Origin of the sequence: Azospirillum sp. 11R-A, from assembly GCF_049472615.1 — a bacterium.
GTDB classification, from domain to species: domain Bacteria; phylum Pseudomonadota; class Alphaproteobacteria; order Azospirillales; family Azospirillaceae; genus Azospirillum; species Azospirillum palustre.
In genome coordinates this window covers 337,760-357,235 of record NZ_JBCEBL010000001.1, presented here as the reverse complement: position 1 = coordinate 357,235, position 19,476 = coordinate 337,760, and the positions used below count along the sequence as shown (strand labels likewise).

The following is a 19,476-nucleotide window of genomic DNA, read 5'->3' as shown; positions in this document are numbered from 1 at the left end:
AGGTAGAGACGGACGATCATGAGCAAGCAGCCCAAGGTTTCCAAGCGGGGCGCCATTCCGCCCTTTTTCGTGATGGAAGTGATGCGCGCCGCCGCCGAGCGCGAAGCCGCCGGCCTGGAGGTCCTGCATATGGAGGTGGGGCAGCCGTCCAGCGGCGCGCCGAAGGGCGTGGTGCAGGCGGCGGCCACCGCGGTGGTCGGCACCGATCCGCTGGGCTACACCGGGGCGCTCGGCATCCCGCCGCTGCGCGCCGCCATCGCCAAATGGTACAAGGACCGCTACGGCGTCGAGGTGCCGGAGGGCCGCGTGGTCGTCACCACCGGGTCGTCGGGTGCGTTTCAGCTGGGCTTTCTCGCCGCCTTCGATCCGGGTGACAGGGTGGCGATGGCGTCGCCCAGCTATCCGGCCTACCGCCACACCCTGACTGCGGCCGGCGTGGTCCCGGTGGAACTGCCGACCGGGCCGGAGCATCGTTTCCAGCCGACCGTCGAACTGCTGGAGGCGCTCGACGAGCCGGTGCAGGGTCTGATCGTCGCCAGCCCGGCCAACCCGACCGGCACGATGCTGAGCCGGGAGGAACTGACCGCGCTGTCCGACTGGTGCCGCGCCAACGGCGTGCGCATGGTGTCGGACGAGATCTACCACGGCCTGACCTATGGCACCGGCGCGGTCACCGCGGCCGAGGTCAACGATCAGGCGCTGGTGGTCAACAGCTTCTCCAAATATTTCTCGATGACCGGCTGGCGGCTGGGCTGGATGATCGTTCCGGACGATCTGCTGCGCTCCGTCGAATGCCTGGCGCAGAACCTGTTCATCTCCGCGCCGACGCTGAGCCAGGTCTCGGCGGTTGCCGCCTTCGATTGCACGGAAGAGCTGGACGGCCACGTCGCCCGCTATGCCCGCAACCGTGCGCTGCTGCTGGAGGAACTGCCGAAGGCCGGCTTCACCAAGATGGCCCCGGCCGACGGCGCCTTCTACATCTATGCCGACGTGTCGGACATGACCGACGACAGCGAGGCGTTGGCGAAGCGGATCCTGGAGGAGACGGGCATCGCCTGCACCCCCGGCATCGATTTCGACACTGCGCGCGGCCGCCGCTTCCTGCGCTTCAGCTTCGCCGGGTCGGAAGCGACCATCGCCGAGGCGGCGCGGCGGCTGATCGCCTGGCGGGCCGGGAAATAGGACGTTTTCCGGCGGGGGCCTTCGCTGCGGCGGCCCCCGCCGTCCTCCCGTTCAGAACAGATGCTGTCCGCCGGTGATGAAGGTCTCCGTCCCTGTCACATAGGCCGAGTCCGGGCCGCACAGGTAGAAGATCACCGCGGCGACATCCTCCGGCGTGCCCATGCGCTTCAGCGGGATGCGCGGGATCAGCACGTCATATTCCGGGCCGGTCATCGCCGTTTCGATCTCTCCGGGGGCCACCGCGTTGACGCGGACGCCGATCTCCGCGAACTCCACCGCCATTTCGCGGGTCAGGCCGGACAGCGCCGCCTTCGAGGTCGAATAGGCCGAGCCGGCGAAGGGATGCACCGAATGGCCGGCGATGGAGGTGACGTTGACGATTGCCCCCTTCGCCCGCGACAGCGGAGCGGCGAAGCCGCGTGCCAGAACCAGGGCGGCGAAGAAGTTCAGCTCGAACACCCGATGCCAGCCCTCGATCGAGCCGTTCAGGCAGCCGAGCCGCTCCTTGATCGGCGTCTTCGGCGAAATGCCGGCGTTGTTGATCAGGGCGTGCAGCGGCGCGCCGTCCAGCGCCTTGTTCGCCTCCTCGACGAAGGCGGCGCGGCTGGCGGGGTCCGACAGGTCCGCCGGGATGTGGTGGGTCCAGTTGGGATCGCGGCGGCAATGGGCCGGCACATCCTCGCGCGAGCAGGAGATCACGCGCCAGCCTTCGTTGCTGAACCGGGTGACGGTGGCGTGTCCGATACCCCGGCTGGCGCCGGTGAGAATGACGACTTTGCGGTGCGGCATGGGGGCTGCGCTTCACGAATGATTGCGGTCGGCGGGGAAAGCGGACGCCCTGGGAACGGCCTCGGGAGTTCCGGATGGGGGGATCGAAGGCCCCCTCATCCGCCGGTGGTCCACCGCCTGGGGCGATCCTACCCGCCCCCGCACCGCCTGTCATCCGCCAGTATGCCAGCTTCTCCCGGCTGTCCGGTCCGCGCCGGAGGCGGCATATGGCGCGGCAGAACGACGCAATCGGCGGCCTTGTCCATTGACGTTGCGCCCGGCAGCGCCAACCTTGGCGAATCCCCGCAAGACGGAGCCAGCCCTTGCCGCGCCAGCCCTTCCGTCCCCTTGCGTCCGTACTGCGCCGTCGCCTTGTCCTGCTGACCGTCACGGCGCTGTCCCTGACCGTGTCGACCGGCTGGGCTGCGGAGCCCTTGCGGGTCGCCTGCGTGCCGCCCGGCGTCTGGGCCGACAGTGCCGGCGCGGCGGTGGAGCCGGTGCCGCTGCTGCGCCGCCTTGCCGAGGCGCCGGTGGTTTTGCTGGGGGAGCAGCATGACAAGGCGGACCACCATCGCTGGCAATTGCACACCCTTGCCGGCTTGCATGCCCTGAACCCCGATCTTGCCGTGGGCATGGAGATGCTGCCGCGGCGGCTGCAGCCGGTGCTCGACCGCTGGGTGGCGGGCGGGATGACGGAGGGCGAGTTCCTGAAGGCGACGGACTGGCGCACGGTCTGGGGCTTCGACCCGCAATTCTACCTGCCGATCCTGCAATTCGCCCGCCTGCACCGGCTGCCGGTGGTGGCGCTGAATGTGGAACGGTCGCTGATCGGCCGTACCGCCCGCAACGGCTGGGCCACCATCCCCGAGGCGGAGCGCGAGGGCGTCGGCACGCCCGCTGCCCCGACGGAGGCCTACCGCAACCGCCTGACCGAGACGCTGGCGGCGCACGACCGCTCCGAAGCCCGCTCCGCCGCACCGGCCGACGCGCCCGACAGCGCGGTCAAGCGCTTCATCGAGGCGCAAGGCGTCTGGGACCGTGCGATGGCGGAGAAGGTCGCCGAGACCCGCCGCACCACCGGCCGTCTCGTGGTCGGCATCCTGGGGGAGGGGCATGTCGCCAGCCGTGACGGCGTTCCGCACCAGCTGGCCGATCTAGGCATCGGCGATGCAGCGGTGCTGCTGCCCTGGGACGCCGACCGTGACTGTGACGAGCTGGATGGCCGCATCGCCGATGCGGTGTTCGGCCTGGGGCCGGAACGGGAGGATGCGGAGCCGCAGCGCCCCAAGCTGGGCGTGCAGCTCGATCCCGGTCCGGAAGGCATCACGGTAGGGGCGGTCAGCAGCGGCAGCGTGGCCGCGGCGGCGGGCCTACGCACCGGCGACCGCATCCTGATCGCCGCCGGCACGCCGGTGCGTGCGCCCGCCGATCTGGTCGCGGTGATCCGCCGGCAGGCGCCGGGCACCTGGCTGCCGCTGACCATCCGGCGCGATGGGGCCGAGCAGGAGGTGGTGGCGAAGTTCCCGACGGACGGAGCGGCGCACCCGCCCCAACCCTGACTTGGCCCTTACAGCATCTTCTCCCACCGGGCGAGCGCGTCCGGCGTGGGGTTGACCGCCGGGGCGCAGTCGGAGTGGCCGAGCCGCTCACGATGCTCGCGCAGTGCCCAGACGACGGTGGGGAAGGCAAGCTCGTTCCAGGGGATGTCCTTCCACTCGAACAGGCCGACCTCCAGGCTTTCCGGGCCCGGCTCGACATCGGGCGAGAGCAGGCGGGCGCGGAAGATCATCTGGACCTGACTGATGCGCGGGATGTCGTAGATCGCCAGCAGATGGTCGATGTCGATGCGCGCCCGTGCCTCTTCCCAGGCTTCGCGGGCGGCGCCGTCGCGGGTGCTCTCGCGCTCTTCCATATAGCCGGCGGGCAGGGTCCAATAGCCCTTGCGCGGCTCGATGGCGCGGCGGCAGAGCAGGATGCGGCCATCCTCCCAGGTCGCCACGGCGCCGACCACGATCAGCGGGTTCTGATAGGCGATATAGCCGCAGTCCGGGCACATCAGCCGTTCACGGTCCTCGCCGGGCGGGATGGCGCGGACGCGCGGGCCGCCGCAATCCGGGCCGCAATCGTACTTGCCGTTATCGGGGGATTTGTCGTCGGGGAGAGTGTCGTCTGGCATGGCTTCCGATATGGCGCGGTCTCCTTGGTTGGGCAAGCGGAGAAAGCGAAAGCCGGGCCGGCGCTGTCCTCGGTGTGTTCGCGCCCTGTTCCAATTCGCGATTCGTTCCGATAGGCTGCTCCCAGTCCAGAGGTGAGGGGATTTGGGGTGACGCAGTTCCTGGTCAACGGGATGGTGGTGGATGGCGCATCGCTGGCGATAGGGCTTGCGGCCGGTCTGCTGCTGGGCGCCGCCGTTGCTTGGGCGGTGCTGCGCGCCGCTGCCGGCCGGGCCGAAGCGGCGGCCGCCGCTCTGCATGCCGAGTTCGCCACCCGCCTCGACCTCGCCGAGCGGACCGAGGGCGATCTGCGCGAGGAGATCGAAGCGCGCGACCACCAGATCGCCCGCCTGCATGGCGAGGTCGCCAACGCCCGCGAACGCCATGCCCAGCTGTCCACCCGGTTGGAGGCCGAACGGACCGCGGCGGCGGAAAAGATGGCGCTGCTGGAGCGCGCGCAGGCGGCGCTGGCCGACAGCTTCAAGGCGCTGTCGGCGGAGGCGCTGCACCAGAACAACCGCAGCTTCCTCGATCTGGCCCGGGAAACGCTGGCCGGCTTCCAGGAGCAGGCGAAGGGCGATCTGGACAAGCGCCAGACCGCCATCGCCGCCATCGTCGATCCGGTGCGCCAGAGTTTGGAGGCGATGGACCGACAGATCCGCGAACTGGAAAGCACGCGGGCCGGCGCTTATGAGGGGTTGAAGCAGCAGGTACTATCGCTGGTCCAGAGCCAGGGCGAGTTGCGGACGGAAACCGGCAACCTTGTCCGGGCCCTGCGGACCCCGGCGGCGCGCGGGCGCTGGGGCGAAATCCAGCTGCGCCGGGTCTGCGAGATGGCGGGGATGCTCGACCACTGTGATTTCGTCGAGCAGGTGTCGGTCGACAGCGGCCGGCTGCGCCCCGACCTGATCGTCACGCTGCCCGGCGGCAAGACCCTCGTGGTCGATGCCAAGACCCCGCTGGAAGGCTATCTGGACGGCATCCAGGCGGTCGACGACACGGTCAGGCGCGACGGCATGGTCCGCCATGCCCGCCATGTGCGCGACCACATGAAGCAGTTGGGCACCAAGGGCTATTGGGACCAGTTCGACGACAGCCCGGAATTCGTCGTGCTGTTCCTGCCCGGCGAGAACTTCTTCTCGGCAGCGCTGGAGCAGGATCCGGCGCTGATCGAGGCCGGCATCGACCATCGCGTGATCCTGGCCACTCCCACCACCCTGATCGCCCTGCTGCGCGCCGTCGCCTATGGCTGGCGGCAGGAGCGGCTGGCCGACAATGCCCGCGAAATCAGCGCGCTCGGGGCCGAGCTGTACAAGCGCCTGTCCGACCTGGGCGGCCATATGGACCGGCTGGGCGGGCAGTTGGACAAGGCCGTCGGCTCCTACAACAGCGCGGTCGGCACGTTGGAATCGCGGGTGCTGGTGAGCGCGCGCCGTTTCCGCGACCTGCATGCTGCGCCGGAGGGGGCGGAGATGCCGCTGCTCGAACCGCTGGACCACAGCCCGCGCCGCCTGCAGGCGACGGAACTGCGCGCGGTGCCGCCGGTCGAGACCACCGCGGCCGATTGAGGCATTCCGACCGATGGATGCAGAGGCGCCGGCGTGCTATCCCTGCGGCCTGACAGCTTTATCGATCCGATGGAACCCGCCGATGACTGACCAGACGGCAACCGGCCAAACAGCCACCAAACAGACGGCAACCGAACAGACCGTCCGCTGCGACCGCTGTGCCCACCGCTATCCTGCCGCCGAGGAGGGGTGCCCGCGCTGCCGGTCGATTCGCCGCACCAACGCCGTCATCGTGGCGCTGCTGGTGATGCTGGTGATTCTGGCCCTGGTCGGCTGGGTCGGCACCTTGGTCTTGACTTGAGATCGATCCCAGCACTTTGGTCGGCCCTTGCGCAGAACCCTGCACAATCTGCGGGCAACCCGCATAACGAAACATCATTTATGTTTTCACTGATAATCGAGCAAGTTTTTTACTTGTCATATTAGCGTTATTTTGAGAAGCAACCCCATGCCGTCGTTTCTGCGCAGGGGTTGCATGATGCTGAAAAACCTCCGGATTGCCGCGCTTACCAACCTGTTCGGGGTGGTGGTCACGCTGGGTTTCCTGGCGGTGGTCGTCACCGGTGCGCTGGCGATCCGCGAGCTGAAGGTGGGCGGGCCGATCTACCAGCGCATCGTGCTGGGCAAGGATCTGATCGCCGACATCCTGCCGCCGCCGGAATATGTGATCGAAGCCTATCTGGAGGCGACGCTGGCGATGAACGATCCGGCGTCGGTCGAGCAGCGCCGGGCGCGGCTGGCGCAACTGCGCAAGGATTATGACGAGCGGCATGAGTACTGGCTCAAGGAGAGCTTCGAGCCGTCGCTGCTCACCCAGCTGACCCGGACCTCCCACACGCCGGTGATGCGCTTCTGGACCGAGGTGGAGACGAAGTTCCTGCCGGCGCTGGCCCGCAAGGACGAGGCGGCGGCCCGTGCCTCTTACGCGGCGATCGCCGAGGCCTATGCCGCCCACCGCGCCGTCGTCGACCGCATCGTCGAGGACACCAACCGCTACAACAGCGAGACGGAGGTCTATGCCACCGGGCGTGAGGACCTGTTCATGACCGCGGTGTGGGGCGTCTCGGCCCTGGTGCTGGCGGTCGTGGTGCTCGGCGTGTTCGGCATCCGGCGCCGTGTGGTGCGGCCGGTGGGAGAGCTGACCGCCGCGATGCGGGCCCTGGCGCAGGGCGACCTGACCGTCGCCATTCCCGGGGCCGACCGCGGTGACGAGGTCGGGGCGATGGCGCAGGCCCTGCGTGTCTTCAAGGAGAATGCGGAGGAGGCCGAGCGCCTGCGCCGCCTGCGTGACGAGGAGCGCGAGCGGTCGGAGCGCGAAAAGCAGGCGGCCCTGCTGCGCATGGCCGAAACGGTGGAGATGGAGGCGTCGAACGCCGTCGACGTGGTGGCCAGCCAGACCAGCCAGATGGCCGGCAACGCCACCCGCATGGCCGAATCGGCCCGCGCGGTCAGCGACAACAGCCAGAATGTCGCCGCGGCCGCGACCCAGGCGCTGTCGAACGCCCAGACCGTTGCCGCCGCGTCGGAACAGCTCAGCGCCTCCATCCGCGAGATCGCGGCACAGATCGGCACCGCGACCACGATGACCGGCGACGCCGTCGGCGCCTCGGTGCGGGCGGAGGAGACTATCCAGCGTCTGGCCGACGCGGTGACCCGCATCGGCGAGGTGACGGACCTGATCAACGACGTCGCCGGCCAGACCAACCTGCTGGCGCTGAACGCCACCATCGAGGCGGCGCGGGCAGGGGAGGCCGGCAAGGGCTTCGCCGTCGTCGCCAGCGAGGTGAAGCTGCTGGCCGGCCAGACCGCAAGGGCGACGGACGAGATCGAAAGCCAGATCGCCGCCATCCAGGCCACCACGGCCGAGGCGGTGAGCGCCGTGCGCGCCATCGCCGAGCGGGTGCGCGGCGTCGAAACCGTGTCGGCCACCGTCGCCGCCGCCATCGAGGAGCAGGAGGCGGCGACCGGCGAGATCGCCCGCAATGTGGTCCAGACCTCCAACGCCGCGCAGGAGGTGGCGACCCGCATCGCCGCCGTCTCGCAGGAGGCGACCGCGACCGGCGAGCGCGCCAGCGAGGTCAACAGCCTGTCCGTCCGCGTCGCCGCCAGCATCGACCAGCTCCGCCGTGTGCTGATCGAAGCGATCCGCACGGCCACGCCGGAGGTGAACCGCCGGTCCGCCCCGCGCTATCCGCTGAACCGCCCCGGCCGGCTGTCGGTGGGCGGGCGCGAACTGCCGGTGACGGTCGACAATGCGTCGGAAGGCGGCGCCCAGCTGAGCGGGCTGCCGCAGGAGGCATGGTCCGGTCTGGCGGAAGGGAGCGCACTGCGCATCACCTTGCCGGGGCTGGAGCCGGTGGCTGCCGTTGTGCGGGCGCTGGACCGCGGCGGTGCCGGCCGGCTCCATGTCACCTTCACCCTGTCGGGTGCCGAGCGCGACCGCTTTGCCGCGCAGTTCGGCCGCAGCGTCGCCGGGCTGGCCGCGCTCGACCGCGCCGCCTGAACGGTTGCGGCTGCCTCGTTGCGGTCAGACAATGCCCCTAATCATGACAGTGATTTCATGACGGTTCGGCGGTTGCCGGGTTCAGAATGGCGTCGGTTCCAGGGCCGCCGGCCCATTCTGAAAGCCCGCTCGCCATGGTCGAAACCACCGCCTGTCCCTATTGCGGGTCCGATTACGGGCATGGTCCCAACGACTGCCCGCTCTGCCGGTCCGCCCGGCGCAAGGATCTGGTCGTGCGCTGCGTCATCGGGCTGATGTTCCTTGTCCCGATTCTGACGCTGTTCGCCACCATCCTGCTGGACAACGGCATGGGGAAGATGCTGTCGATGGACTGATGCGGGAGCCTGAGCGGGCCTACATGTGCCCGGTGCGTGCCGACTGTTCCAGCGCCTTGATGTGGGACAGGCCGGGCAGGATCTCCGACTTCACGAATTCCATGCGGCGGTTGGGGCCGCCGCCGCCGCGGGCGAAGCGGTGCTTCCACAAATTCATCTTCACCGCCAGACCGCACAGCACGCCGCCGATGGTGACGTGGTGCGAGGAAATCAGCTCGCGGATCGACCGGAAGGTGTCGGCGTTGATGTCGCTCCAGAAATCCTTGGAGCGGTTGTCGAAGCTCTCGAACCGGCCGGTGATGGAAGTCGCGATGTCTGTGAGGTCGCGGGCGATCTCGTCGAGCATGCGCATCTGGCGGGAGTCGCGCTTGACCTCGGCGGAGCTGCGGATCTCCTCCATCCAGCTGACGAAGCGCTGAACCTCCGGGACGATCTCGTCCAGGCATTTGCGGAAATAGGCGAGCGACAGGAAGATGTCGCCATATTCCTCGAGGAACTTCGGGATGTCGTTCAGGCCGATGTCCAGCCGGTCGGCCATCATGCGCAGGTTGCGCAGGGCCTCGTCCCGGTTGGGGTTGGCGAACAGCTGGATGATGTCGGTCACGTCGGCGACCTGAAGCTCCTCCGTGCCATAGACATATTCCATCAGCGGGCGGGTGAAGACCCGCATGTAGCTGGTCAGTTCGGCCTTCTTGCGGTCGGACAGGGTCAGCGATTCGACGTTGTTGACGTCGATGTTCAGCCGCCGCAACTCGATCCGCGAGGAATAGACGTCGAAGCTGGAGGCGGCGCCGATCTTCTCCAGCTTCACCAGATCGCGTTCGACCTCGTCCTTGTAGGATTCGAAATAGGAGGGGATGTGGCGGGGAGACACCTGGCCGCTGCCGGCCTGGGCGTCGCGGAACATTTCCACCACCGTCTGAAGCCGGACATTCTTGATCAGGCGCGCATGCTGAAGACCGGGCGTTTCCAGCGGGATCGCCGACAAAGGCAGGATGTGAAGGGAATCGCGGGCCTCGTCGTCCCAGGTCTTGCGCTGTTCCGTATCGGGCGTGGACTTCGCGTCCGCCGCCGTATCGCTTGCCCCACCGTCCAACCGACCGTCTCCCACTGCCGTCTCGCGTCCCATGCCGGCGATTATCGCAGAGCGCACCTTACAACAGGAGTCAGGGCTGACAAGGATCGAGATGTGGCGGATTGCCGCGCAACAGGCCGCAGCGTGCCGAGAGGCCCGGGGGGCCTCCTGCCGGCGCGCCGCGGCGGGCGGTCAGTGGACGCTGACCGGCTCCATGTCGTTCTGGACGATGGCGGCGAAGGCCAGTTCGCGGTCGGCGACGACGCTCAGCGGCGTGCCGTCGGCGGCATGGATGGCGAAGGCAGCGGCGCCGTCCATCTCCACCGGGCGGACATAGGCGACGTCGCCCAGGCCGAAGCTGGCGAAATCCTGGGTCGACAGCTGGCGCAGCTGGCTGTGGGTATCGTGCATCATGGTCTTGGTCTCCCGCGGCTCCCCGTCATGGGCGGCCGCGCGTGCAGAGTATCGGGGGTGAGAGTATCAGGGAAGACAGCGGGAAAGGGGAATCAGTCGTCCCGGCCGTCGGCGGACACGTCGATGGTGCGGGGCATCGCACCGGCGGCGGTCTTCTTCGGCTGTTCGATCTTGATCGTGCGGACCTTCGGCTCCGGCATCGGGCGGGTCAGGTCGATGTTGAGCAGCCCGTTGTCGAGCGAGCAGCCCACCACCTCGATCCCTTCGGCCAGCACGAAGCTGCGCTGGAACTGCCGCGCGGCGATGCCGCGGTGCAGGTAGACGCGCGACTTGTCATCGGTCTGGCGGCCGCGGATGACGAGCTGGTTGTCCTCGATCTGGACCGACAGGTCATCGGAGGTGAAACCGGCCACGGCAAGCGTGATGCGGAGGCCGTCGTCGCCGATCTGCTCGATGTTGTAGGGGGGATAGCCTTCGGCCGAATTCTTGGCGATCCGGTCGAGCGTCCGCTCGAACTGGTCGAAGCCGAGCAGCAGCGGGCTGTTGAAAAGCGAAAGGCGAGTCGTCACGACGCATCCTCCTCACGACGGGAGCGAGTTGCGGAAGGTGGGCCCGTTTCCGGCGCCCGGCGGGTCGGCGGCCCAGCATCTGCCGGCGCCGCCATGCCTATAGATTGGGAGAGCCGCGGCTGCGGTCAAGAACCCTGTGCGCCTCTGGAATGGTTAAGAATCTCAGGAGCCTCGCCAAGCTCCACGGCCACCGCGTCGGCGATGGCGAGGCAGGAAGTCAGGCCCGGCGATTCGATGCCGAACAGGTTGACCAGCCCGGCCACCCCATGGATGCCCGGCCCCTGGATCAGGAAGTCCGCCTGCGGCTGTCCCGGCCCGCTCAGCTTCGGCCGGACGCCGGAATAGGCCGGTACCAGCGCTTTGTCCGGCAGCCCCGGCCAATAGGTGCGGACCGCGCCATAGAAGGAGTCGGCCCTGGCGGGGTCGACGGTATAATCGATCCCGCCATTCACGTCGCCCAGCCATTCCACGTCGGGACCGAAACGGGCCTGTCCGGCAAGGTCCAGCGTCAGGTGGACACCCAGCCCGCCCTCCACCGGCACCGGATAGACCAGCCGCGAGAAGGGGGAGCGGCCGGCGGCCAGCGCATAGTAGTTGCCCTTTGCCAGCACGCGCGGCGGCACGTGGGCGGCCTCCAGCCCCTCCAGCCCCTCCAGGCCGCGGGCAACGGCCCAGGCACCCAGCCCGGCGGCATTGACCAGCGTGGAGCAGGCGATGCGCATCGGCTCCGCCCCGCCGACCTCCAGCTCGAACCCGGCCGCGGTGCGGTGGGAGCGCTCCAGCGGACTCAGCAGCGCCAGCATGGCCCCGGAGTCCTCCGCGTCGCCCAGCAAAGCCAGCATCAGCCCATGGCTGTCGATGATGCCGGTGGAGGGCGACAGCAGGGCGCCGACGGTGCGCAGGTTCGGTTCCCATCGCATCGCGGTGGCGGCGTCGATCTCCGTCAGGTCGGTGACGCCGTTTGCCGTCGCCTGGGCGCGGATCGCCGCCAGCTTCGGCAACTGCGCCTCCTCCGTCGCGACGATCAGCTTGCCGATGCGGCGATGCTCCACCCCGTGGGCGGCGCAGTAGTCGTAGAGCGCGTCGCGGCCGGGCACGCACAGCCGGGCGCGCAGGCTGCCGGTCGGATAATAGATGCCGGCATGGATGACTTCGGAGTTGCGCGAGCTGGTGCCGGTGCCGATGGCATCCGCCTCCTCCAGCACGATCACCTCGCGCCCGGCCCGCGCCAGCCGCCGCGCCACCGCCAGACCGACCACGCCCGCCCCGACGACCACGCACTCCACCCGTTCCATCGCGTCATTCCTGCCTGCCGCCTGCGCCGCCGGGAAGGGGAGCGGAAAAGGGCGGGGCGTGCAAGAGGTTCCGGATATGCCGTCGAACCCGCATATGCGTCGGGCTTGACTCGGCCGTGCCAATGGGTATTGTGCGCGCCTTCACCTCCTGGGAAAGCGGGCGCGCGCAATTTTTGACGCCCCGTCTGCCGCCTGAACAAGGCGGACGGAACTACCGGGACAACATCAACTCGTGTCCAACGAGGCCTGAGAGTTATGAGCAAGCGTCAAGAGTCCAAGTACAAGATCGACCGCCGCCTTGGTGTCAACCTGTGGGGCCGCGCCAAGAGCCCGCTGAACAAGCGCGAGTATGGCCCGGGCCAGCACGGTCAGCGCCGCAAGAAGCCGTCGGACTACGGTCTGCAGCTGATGGCCAAGCAGAAGCTGAAGGGCTACTACGGCAACATCGGCGAGAAGCAGTTCCGCCGCGTCTATGCCGAGGCCGTTCGCCGCAAGGGCGACACCGGCGAGAACCTGATCGGTCTGCTGGAGCGTCGTCTGGACGCCGTGGTCTACCGCATGAAGTTCGCGCCGACCCCGTTCGCCGCGCGCCAGCTGGTCAACCACGGCCACATCCTGGTCAACGGCCGCCGCCTGAACATCGCTTCGGCCCGCATCAAGGACAACGACACCGTCGAGGTGCGCGCCAAGTCCAAGCAGATGGCGCTGATCCTGGAAGCCGCCGCTTCCGGCGAGCGTGACATCCCCGACTATCTGGAAGTCGACAGCAGCGCGCTGAAGGGCCGCTTCGTCCGCGCCCCGCTGCTGGCCGACGTTCCGTACCCGGTCCAGATGGAACCGAACCTGGTCATCGAGTTCTACTCGCGCTGATCGGTCGGCTCCTGCCGAATGCGAAAGGCCGCTCCCTCGGGAGCGGCCTTTTTGCTTTTGGGGCCGCAGCGTTCCGGTGTTGCCGGGCCGGCAGCCCGGCAGCCCGGCAGCCCGGCAGCCCGGCAGCCCGGCAGTCATCGCCGGCGCGTCAGCAGCAGTGCCGTCAGGTCGTCGTCGATGGGGCCGGTGGCGGTCAGGTCGTCGAGCAGGCCGGACAGCAGGCCGGCGTCGTCAGGCTCGTGCAGGCGGCGGGCGAGCAGGGTGGCGAGGCCGTACTCGTCCAGAACCTCGTGGCCCTCGCCGCCGCCGATCGGGATTTCGATGGCCGCATCGGAATAGAGGAACAGGCGGGCACCGGGCGGCATCGGCAACCGGCGGGCGTCGTAGGTGACCGACGAGAGCAGGCCGAGCGGGAGCCCGCTGCCGTCGCCCAGCCGCGGCGCCTCGTCACCGGGATGCCAGACCATCGGCGCCGTCGATGCGGCGGACGCATAGTGGAACTCCCCGGCCACCGGATCGATCAGTCCGGTCAGCATGGTGGCGAACTGGCCGCTGGGCAGCAGCCCGCACAGCCGGCGGTTCACCGTCTCCAGGAACTCCGCCGGGGTCAGGTCGGTGCTGCCGATCCGGCGGCAGATGGCATCCAGCCGGAAGGTGTTCAGCGCGGCACCGACCCCATGGCCGGAGAAATCGACCAGATAGACGGCGACCCGGCCGTCGGGCAGACGCTCGATTCCCCAGAAATCGCCACCAAGCTCGGAGGAGGGCGCGAAATGCGCCTGGACGGCGATGCCGGTCGCCGCCTCCAGCTCGGCCAGCCGCTCTGGGCCGGGCAGCATCCGGGCCTGCATGGCGCGGGCCAGCTCCAACTCGTTTTCCGTGCGGCTGTGATACTGCTCCAGGTCGCGCAGCATGGCCCGCTTGCGCAGCTGGATGCCCACGCGGGCCAGCAACTCCACCGCGTTGATCGGCTTGGTGACATAGTCGGTCGCGCCGGCGGCGAAGGCGCGGGCGCGGTCCTCCGCCCGGCTCAGGCTGGACTGCACCAGAACCGGCAACGACTTCCAGCGTGGGTCGGCACGCAGGCGCCGGCACATCTCGAACCCGTCCATCTGCGGCATCATCAGGTCGAGCAGAACGAGGTCCGGCTTGAAGCGCTCCATCAGGACCAGTGCGTCCTCCCCGTCCTCCGCCTGCTCGATCAGGGTGATGCCGCCGCGCTCCAGCAGGGCCAGCAGAAGGTGACGGTTGATCCGGTTGTCGTCGACGATCAGCACGCGGGCGCCGGCCAGCCCGTCGACGGCATCGCGCGCCTCGGCCGGAAGCAGGTCTGACGGCGGAGACTTGCTCATTCCGCCGCCTCCCGTTCGATCCACAGCAGCGTGTGGTCGTCGCCGCCGGCCTGTCCCAGGGCGGAGCCCAGCGAGCGGACCACGGCGTCGAAGCCATCACCCTCCGCTACGGCACGGGCGATCATCCAGCCGAGCCCGATCCCGGTCCCACCGGCGTCCAGCGCCTCCAGAACCGCGACGGAGTAGAGCGCCAGCACGCTGCCCCGCGGCAACTCCATCACGTCGCTGCGGTAGCGGGTGCCGGGCGCGATGCCGATCGGCAGGCCGGCGGCCGCACCGAACGCCGGCTTGCCGTCGCCGTTCAGGATCATCGGCGGCGCCCCGTCCGCCGAGGCGTGGATGAAGCGCCCGGCCTCGCCATCCACCACGCCATAGGTCATGGTGGCCTTCTCTCCCGGCGCCAGCAGCCCGGCGGCGCGGTCGTTCAGCGCGGTCATCAGGACGGCGGCGTCCTCGCCATGGGCGGGACCCAGCTCCTGCAGAAGGGCGTGCAGCCGGAAGGCGTTCAGCGCCGCCGAGACTCCGCGGCCGGCGACGTTCAGCAGGTAGACGCCGAAGCGCCGCCCGCCCAGTGGCAGCACCCCCCAGAGATCGCCACCGAGATTGGGCGAGATCACGCTGTGGGCGCGCAGGCGGCAGCCCGCGGCGGCGGCCACGGCGGCGCTCTGCGCCGGGGTCGGCAACAGATGCTCCTGCATCGACCGGGCGATGGACAGCTCGGCCTCCACCCGCGCCCGATAGATCTGAAGGCGGCGGATCAGCACCCGGTCTTCCAGATGGATGCGCACGCGGGCCAGCAGCTCCGTGCGCTCCAGCGGCTTCGACACCAGATCGGTGGTGCCGGCGGTGAAGGCACGGTTGCGGTCCTCGCCCGACGACAGCGCGGTCTGCACCAGGATCGGCAGGTCGGCCGTCTCGGGTATCGCGCGCAGGCGGCGGCAGACCTCGAACCCGTCCATTCCCGGCATCATGATGTCCAGGATCAGCAGGTCGGGGATGGCGGCCTCGATCATCGCCAGCGCCTCGAACCCGCTGGCGGCGAAGGAAACCTGCCGGAAGCCTGCCTCGGCGAGGAAGGCGCCGATCAGCGTGCGGTTGAAGGCGGTGTCGTCCACCACCAAGATCGGGCAGTCCAGGACGGTACAGTCGGGGATCCGGCATTCGCAGAGCTGGTCGCCGGAACCCTGCACATCGGAGTGTCCGGCATCCGATGGCGGGATCGCTCCACAGCCGGGATTATGCCAGCCATCCGCGGTCACAGCCGGAACCTCATCCGGATGCGGCGGCCGCCATCCTCGATCGTCAGCCCGTCGGCGATGTTGCCGATCAGGTCGAGGCCGCGGCCCGACGCTCCCGAGTTGGCGCGCGGGCCCGGGGTGAAGCCGGCGCCTTCGTCGGTGATCTCTACCGTCGCCACACGCCGGCCATCCTCCGCCGGATCGATCCGGAGCGTGACGACGATGCGGCGGCCCGCCAGCACCGGGTCGGCCAGACGGTCGCCCAGGTCGCGGGAAAAGCGTTCCAGCTCCTGGGCGCTCAGCTCCTTCATGCCGGCGACGCCGAGGTTGCCGTGGACCAGCGCATTGCTGACCGCCTCGTGCAACGCAAGTTCGATGTCGTCGCGGCGGTCCCCCTCCAGCGGATGGCGGGCGCTCAGCGCGGCCAGCAGCCTGCCGCCAAGCTGGAGGTCGTGTGCGGTGGCCGTGGTCAGGTTCAGGTAGAGGTCGCTTTTCGCCGCCTCCGCCAGGAATGGCGCCAATCGGTCGGCGGTATCGGAAGCGCCGGTATCGGCCGGCGGCTCGATCCAGGCGGCGACGGGCGGGAGCCAGAGCGCGTCGGACTCGGGGACGGCGCTCCCGTCTCCGGCCAGCAGGACTGCCAGCGGCGCCGCTCCGGCGGGCGCCTGCACCGGGGACAGGCGCAGCGCCAGCGCCAGCCGGTTCAACCGGTCGGCCGCCAACCCCGGCGCCAGAAGACCGGCGAAGCGGGTGCGGCAGCCGACGGCCTGGTCCGCCTCCTGTGTCGTGCCCTGGATTGTCCCGTCGATCACCGGGATCAGTCCTCGATCGGGACGATCTTGGCGATCTGCGCCACGGTCAGCACCCGTTTGACCTGACCGGCGGCACCGCGCAGGATGAACTGCTTGGCGGCGCGGTCCATCTCCTCCCGCGCGATCAGAAGCATGCCGATGCCGGCGGAATCGACGAATTCGAGCGACGACAGGTCGAGGACCTGACGCTTGAGCTTGTTCTGCCCCATTTCGCCGATCAGTGCCCGTAACTTCGCGTGGTCGTTGAAGGTCAGGCGACCGCGCAGGCGGATGACCGCCTCCTGATCGCGCACTTCGATCCCGTAGTCCATAGGCCCGTCTTTCCGCAAATGTGGTTCAGTGTACAGGCGGGGGGCACCGCGCTAGAAGAGTTCAATATCACCGCCGGCGCTGCTTCCCCCTGCGGCATCGAGGTCAAGCACGCCGTTTTCGTCCAGGGCCGTGCCTTCCAGCAGCAGCCTGCGCACGAAGCGCTCGCGCATTTCGCTCAGCGTGAAGCGGCCCATCAGCTGGTTCAGCCATTCCTGCGGTTCGCGTGCGCCGATGGCGGGCGGCACCTGGGCGCGGATGCGGGTTTCCAGCTCTCCCAGCCCGGCGCTCATGATGGCGAGGCTGTCGTTGATCGCCTCGATTCGCTGCTTGGTCAGGTCCTGGAACTGCATGCCGGTGATGACGTGCGCGATGGTGGACGACATGTCGGACGACACCGACGCCGCCGTCTCCAGCACCGACTGGAAATGGTTGGTCTGCTCCACCAGGCTGTCCATCGTCTTGTCGACGCGTTCCTTGGCCAGCATCTGCGGCGACATGTCGGTGTTGGCGATCTGGCGCAGGATGTCGTGGCCGTTGCGCACCCCCTTCACCACGGCGGTGACGGTGCCGCGCATGCGGTCGGCCAGTTCGCCGGTGGAGCGGGAGAGGTGCCGAACCTCCTGCGCCACCACGGCGAAGGTCCGCCCGGCCTCGCCGGCCCGGCTGGCCTCGATGGTCGCGTTCAGCGCCAGGAAGTTGGTCTGGCGGTTGATGCCGTCGATGTCGCCGATCGATTTCTCCAGCTCGGCCACGTCCTTCTGCACGTCGTCCAGCAGATAGACCATGCTCATGGCATGGCGCGACAGGGTGACGATGTTGGACACCATGTCGGTGATCACGTCCTGCATGCCGACGACCAGCCTGTCGAGCGGCACCCGCTCGCCGTCGATGTCGACCGACCCTGCCATGTCGACGATCTGGGCCACCCGCTCGGACTGCTCCAGCGCCTTCCGGGCCAGTTCGCGGAAGCGCTCCGACAGGTCGAGGGTGGAGGTCTCCACATGGTCCGAGGTGCGCGTCAGCTCGCCCTGCACGATGTCGAGCGTGCGGCGCTGCACGTCGGCGAAGCCGAGCCAGGTGGACAGAAGCTCCGCGGTGACCGCGACCTTGGCGTCGCCGTCCGGCGTCGCGGAGACGTCCCGGGGGGCGGCATTCCGAGGGCCGGTCTGGACGGCGTCGTGGGCGGCGGACTTGAACATACTGGTGCTCCTTGGAAACTCTACCCGGATCCCCGATCAGGTCGGGGCGGTGCGGGGGCGTTCGCCGACGGCGTCGAAGGCGCGCAGCATTTCGGCGGGGATTTGGGCAAGCGGCAGTTCGACCGCGACCGCGCCGGCCTCCCTGGCGGCGCGCGGCATTCCATAGACGACGCAGCTCGATTCCTGCTCGCCGATGGTGAATGCGCCGGCGTCATGCATCGCCTTCATGCCGATGGCGCCGTCGCGGCCCATGCCGGACAGGATGACGCCGACGGCGTTGTTGCCGGCCGCCTTGGCGACGGAGGCGAACAGCACGTCGACCGATGGGCGGTGGCCGCTGACCGCGGGGGTGTCCTGGATGTGGCAGACGAAGCCGGCGGTGTCGCGGACGATGGCGAGATGGCGGTCGCCGGGGGCGATCAGCACCAGCCCCTGGGCCGGGCGGTCGCCATGGGCGGCGACCCGCACGGTGGGGGCGGACAGCCGGTCGAGCCGCGCCGCGAAGCTGGGCACATAGCTGGGACCCATATGCTGGGTGATGACGATGGGCGGGCAGTCGGCCGGCATGGCGGCCAGCACGTCGCGGATGCGCTCCACCCCGCCCGTCGAGGCGCCGACCGCGATCAGCCGCTTGCCCGAGCCGGCACGCCGCGGCGTCGGCAGGACGCCATGGGTGGCGGCCGGGCGTCGCATGGTCAGGCGCGCGGTGGCGGCGACGCGGATCTTGGAAACCAGCTCCATCGCCGTCGCCTCGAAGCCCTGTCCTTCGGAGCCGCCGGGCTTGGCGACGCAGTCCACCGCCCCCAGCTCCAGTGCGCGGATGGCGGCGTCCGACCCCTCGCGGGTCAGGGAGGAGACCATGATGACCGGCGTCGGCCGCAGGGTCATGATCTTCTCCAGGAAGGACAGCCCGTCCATCTTCGGCATCTCGACGTCCAGCGTGATGACGTCGGGGTTGGTGGCCTTGATGACCTCGCGCGCTTCGAAGGGATCGCGGGCGACCCCGGCCACCTCCATCCCCGCTTCCCGGGTCAGAATGTCCTTCAGCATTTCGCGCATCAGCGCGCTGTCGTCGACGATGACGACGCGGATCGGTCTGGGCATGGGTCAGCTCCCTTCCGGATCGGCGGGGGTGAACAGTTCGACCTCGCCCTCCTCGGGGGCCTGGCTCAGGTGCGTGATGAAACGCCGTTCGCGGGTGACGGTGTCGGCCGCCGCCTCCGGCCGCAGCAGGCGGCGCAGCGCGCGTCCGCTGTGCGGGAAGTAATGCACCCGCCGGGCGGAGCCTCCGCCCAGATCGTGGCCGGCCAGCGCCAGCCCTTCCGTCCGCACGTAATCCAGTGCGAAGCGGCAGTTCAGCCCGCCGATGTCGTAGCTCGATTCGATGACGCGCCCGCCACCGAACAGCTTGACCTGCAGGCGCTGACGTTCGGCACCGGCGGCCAGCAGCGCGTTGATCAGCCGCTCCATGGCGACCGAGCCGTAGCGCGCGGCCATGCCGGCCCCCTCAAGCTCGCTCGCCGGCAGGTCGGGCAGCATGAAATGGTTCATGCCGCCGATGCCGCGCACCGGGTCATTGATGCAGGCCGCCACGCAGGAGCCCAGCGTCGTTGCGATCATCAGGTCGGGACGGTCGCTGACCGCCTGCTGGCCCAGCCCGATCTTGACGGTGTCGGCGTTGAATTCCCGGTTGAAGTAGCGACCGCTTCCCATGCGGTTGCGGGGCGTCGGGCCGGCTGGCTCCTGCCGGGGGAGGGGTTCGGCGTTCATC

Annotated in this window: 19 protein-coding genes and 1 pseudogene; 7 read left to right on the top strand and 13 right to left on the bottom strand. The window is 69.1% G+C overall.

What is annotated here, in order from left to right; translation table 11 throughout:
• Positions 1 to 18 precede the first annotated feature (18 nt).
• Positions 19 to 1,182: a pyridoxal phosphate-dependent aminotransferase gene (locus VH569_RS01780; protein WP_423313524.1), complete on the top strand. Its 1,164-nt coding sequence runs from the start codon at positions 19 to 21 to the stop codon at positions 1,180 to 1,182.
• Positions 1,183 to 1,233: 51 nt separating this feature from the next.
• Here VH569_RS01780 and VH569_RS01775 read toward each other — a convergent pair whose 3' ends face one another.
• Complete coding sequence (locus tag VH569_RS01775; protein WP_098739178.1) at positions 1,234 to 1,971, bottom strand: SDR family NAD(P)-dependent oxidoreductase; 738 nt, start codon at positions 1,969 to 1,971, stop codon at positions 1,234 to 1,236.
• A gap of 302 nt (positions 1,972 to 2,273) precedes the next feature.
• On the opposite strand from VH569_RS01775, the gene VH569_RS01770 reads away from it, so the two are divergent.
• A complete protein-coding gene (locus VH569_RS01770; protein ID WP_423313521.1) occupies positions 2,274 to 3,509 on the top strand; it encodes a ChaN family lipoprotein in 1,236 nt (411 codons plus the stop codon).
• Positions 3,510 to 3,517: 8 nt separating this feature from the next.
• Here the strand turns inward: VH569_RS01770 and VH569_RS01765 are convergent, their stop codons facing one another.
• The gene (locus VH569_RS01765; protein WP_423313519.1) at positions 3,518 to 4,126 is read right to left on the bottom strand and encodes an NUDIX hydrolase; all 609 of its coding nucleotides are present in this window, start codon (positions 4,124 to 4,126) and stop codon (positions 3,518 to 3,520) included.
• Positions 4,127 to 4,273: 147 nt separating this feature from the next.
• Between VH569_RS01765 and rmuC the strand changes: the two genes are divergently transcribed.
• The 4 genes from rmuC to VH569_RS01745 all read left to right on the top strand — a co-directional run bounded on the left by rmuC (position 4,274) and on the right by VH569_RS01745 (position 8,569).
• A complete protein-coding gene (rmuC, locus tag VH569_RS01760; RefSeq protein WP_423313517.1) occupies positions 4,274 to 5,731 on the top strand; it encodes a DNA recombination protein RmuC in 1,458 nt (485 codons plus the stop codon).
• A gap of 82 nt (positions 5,732 to 5,813) precedes the next feature.
• A complete protein-coding gene (locus VH569_RS01755; RefSeq protein WP_376957079.1) occupies positions 5,814 to 6,032 on the top strand; it encodes a hypothetical protein in 219 nt (72 codons plus the stop codon).
• 174 nt (positions 6,033 to 6,206) lie between these two features.
• Complete coding sequence (locus VH569_RS01750; protein ID WP_423313515.1) at positions 6,207 to 8,234, top strand: methyl-accepting chemotaxis protein; 2,028 nt, start codon at positions 6,207 to 6,209, stop codon at positions 8,232 to 8,234.
• A 134-nt stretch (positions 8,235 to 8,368) separates the two neighbouring features.
• Positions 8,369 to 8,569 carry a hypothetical protein gene (locus tag VH569_RS01745; protein ID WP_247879685.1) on the top strand — a complete coding sequence of 67 codons (201 nt, stop codon included), beginning with the start codon at positions 8,369 to 8,371 and terminating at the stop codon, positions 8,567 to 8,569.
• A 19-nt stretch (positions 8,570 to 8,588) separates the two neighbouring features.
• On the opposite strand, the gene VH569_RS01740 is transcribed toward VH569_RS01745, so the two are convergent.
• From VH569_RS01740 to VH569_RS01725, 4 genes are all read right to left on the bottom strand, one after another.
• A complete protein-coding gene (locus VH569_RS01740) occupies positions 8,589 to 9,665 on the bottom strand; it encodes a hypothetical protein (protein WP_109048952.1) in 1,077 nt (358 codons plus the stop codon).
• A gap of 171 nt (positions 9,666 to 9,836) precedes the next feature.
• On the bottom strand, positions 9,837 to 10,058 hold the full coding sequence (locus tag VH569_RS01735) for a DUF1150 family protein (protein WP_098739183.1): 222 nt from the start codon (positions 10,056 to 10,058) through the stop codon (positions 9,837 to 9,839).
• Positions 10,059 to 10,150: 92 nt separating this feature from the next.
• Positions 10,151 to 10,627, bottom strand: a complete 477-nt coding sequence (locus VH569_RS01730; protein WP_098739184.1) for an Hsp20 family protein — start codon at positions 10,625 to 10,627, stop codon at positions 10,151 to 10,153.
• 125 nt (positions 10,628 to 10,752) lie between these two features.
• Positions 10,753 to 11,922 carry an NAD(P)/FAD-dependent oxidoreductase gene (locus VH569_RS01725; RefSeq protein WP_423313512.1) on the bottom strand — a complete coding sequence of 390 codons (1,170 nt, stop codon included), beginning with the start codon at positions 11,920 to 11,922 and terminating at the stop codon, positions 10,753 to 10,755.
• Between the two features lie 255 nt (positions 11,923 to 12,177).
• On the opposite strand from VH569_RS01725, the gene rpsD reads away from it, so the two are divergent.
• A complete protein-coding gene (gene rpsD, locus VH569_RS01720) occupies positions 12,178 to 12,792 on the top strand; it encodes a 30S ribosomal protein S4 (RefSeq protein WP_098739186.1) in 615 nt (204 codons plus the stop codon).
• A 134-nt stretch (positions 12,793 to 12,926) separates the two neighbouring features.
• Here rpsD and VH569_RS01715 read toward each other — a convergent pair whose 3' ends face one another.
• From VH569_RS01715 to VH569_RS01685, 7 genes and pseudogenes are all read right to left on the bottom strand, one after another.
• Positions 12,927 to 14,144 carry a PP2C family protein-serine/threonine phosphatase gene (locus VH569_RS01715; protein WP_423313509.1) on the bottom strand — a complete coding sequence of 406 codons (1,218 nt, stop codon included), beginning with the start codon at positions 14,142 to 14,144 and terminating at the stop codon, positions 12,927 to 12,929.
• Entirely contained in the window at positions 14,141 to 15,334 is a 1,194-nt protein-coding gene (locus tag VH569_RS01710) for a response regulator (protein ID WP_423313508.1), read from the bottom strand. The genes VH569_RS01715 and VH569_RS01710 overlap by 4 nt, the downstream gene beginning before the upstream one ends.
• Positions 15,335 to 15,399: 65 nt before the next feature.
• Complete coding sequence (locus VH569_RS01705) at positions 15,400 to 16,194, bottom strand: ATP-binding protein (RefSeq protein ID WP_423313506.1); 795 nt, start codon at positions 16,192 to 16,194, stop codon at positions 15,400 to 15,402.
• Between the two features lie 5 nt (positions 16,195 to 16,199).
• Entirely contained in the window at positions 16,200 to 16,505 is a 306-nt protein-coding gene (locus VH569_RS01700; RefSeq protein WP_109048956.1) for an STAS domain-containing protein, read from the bottom strand.
• 51 nt (positions 16,506 to 16,556) lie between these two features.
• Positions 16,557 to 17,237, bottom strand: a pseudogene (locus tag VH569_RS01695) (methyl-accepting chemotaxis protein); the annotation flags it as partial.
• 504 nt (positions 17,238 to 17,741) lie between these two features.
• On the bottom strand, positions 17,742 to 18,809 hold the full coding sequence (locus VH569_RS01690) for a protein-glutamate methylesterase/protein-glutamine glutaminase (RefSeq protein ID WP_423313503.1): 1,068 nt from the start codon (positions 18,807 to 18,809) through the stop codon (positions 17,742 to 17,744).
• 3 nt (positions 18,810 to 18,812) lie between these two features.
• Positions 18,813 to 19,475, bottom strand: a complete 663-nt coding sequence (locus tag VH569_RS01685) for a chemotaxis protein (protein WP_423313501.1) — start codon at positions 19,473 to 19,475, stop codon at positions 18,813 to 18,815.
• Between the last annotated feature and the right edge of the window lies 1 nt (position 19,476).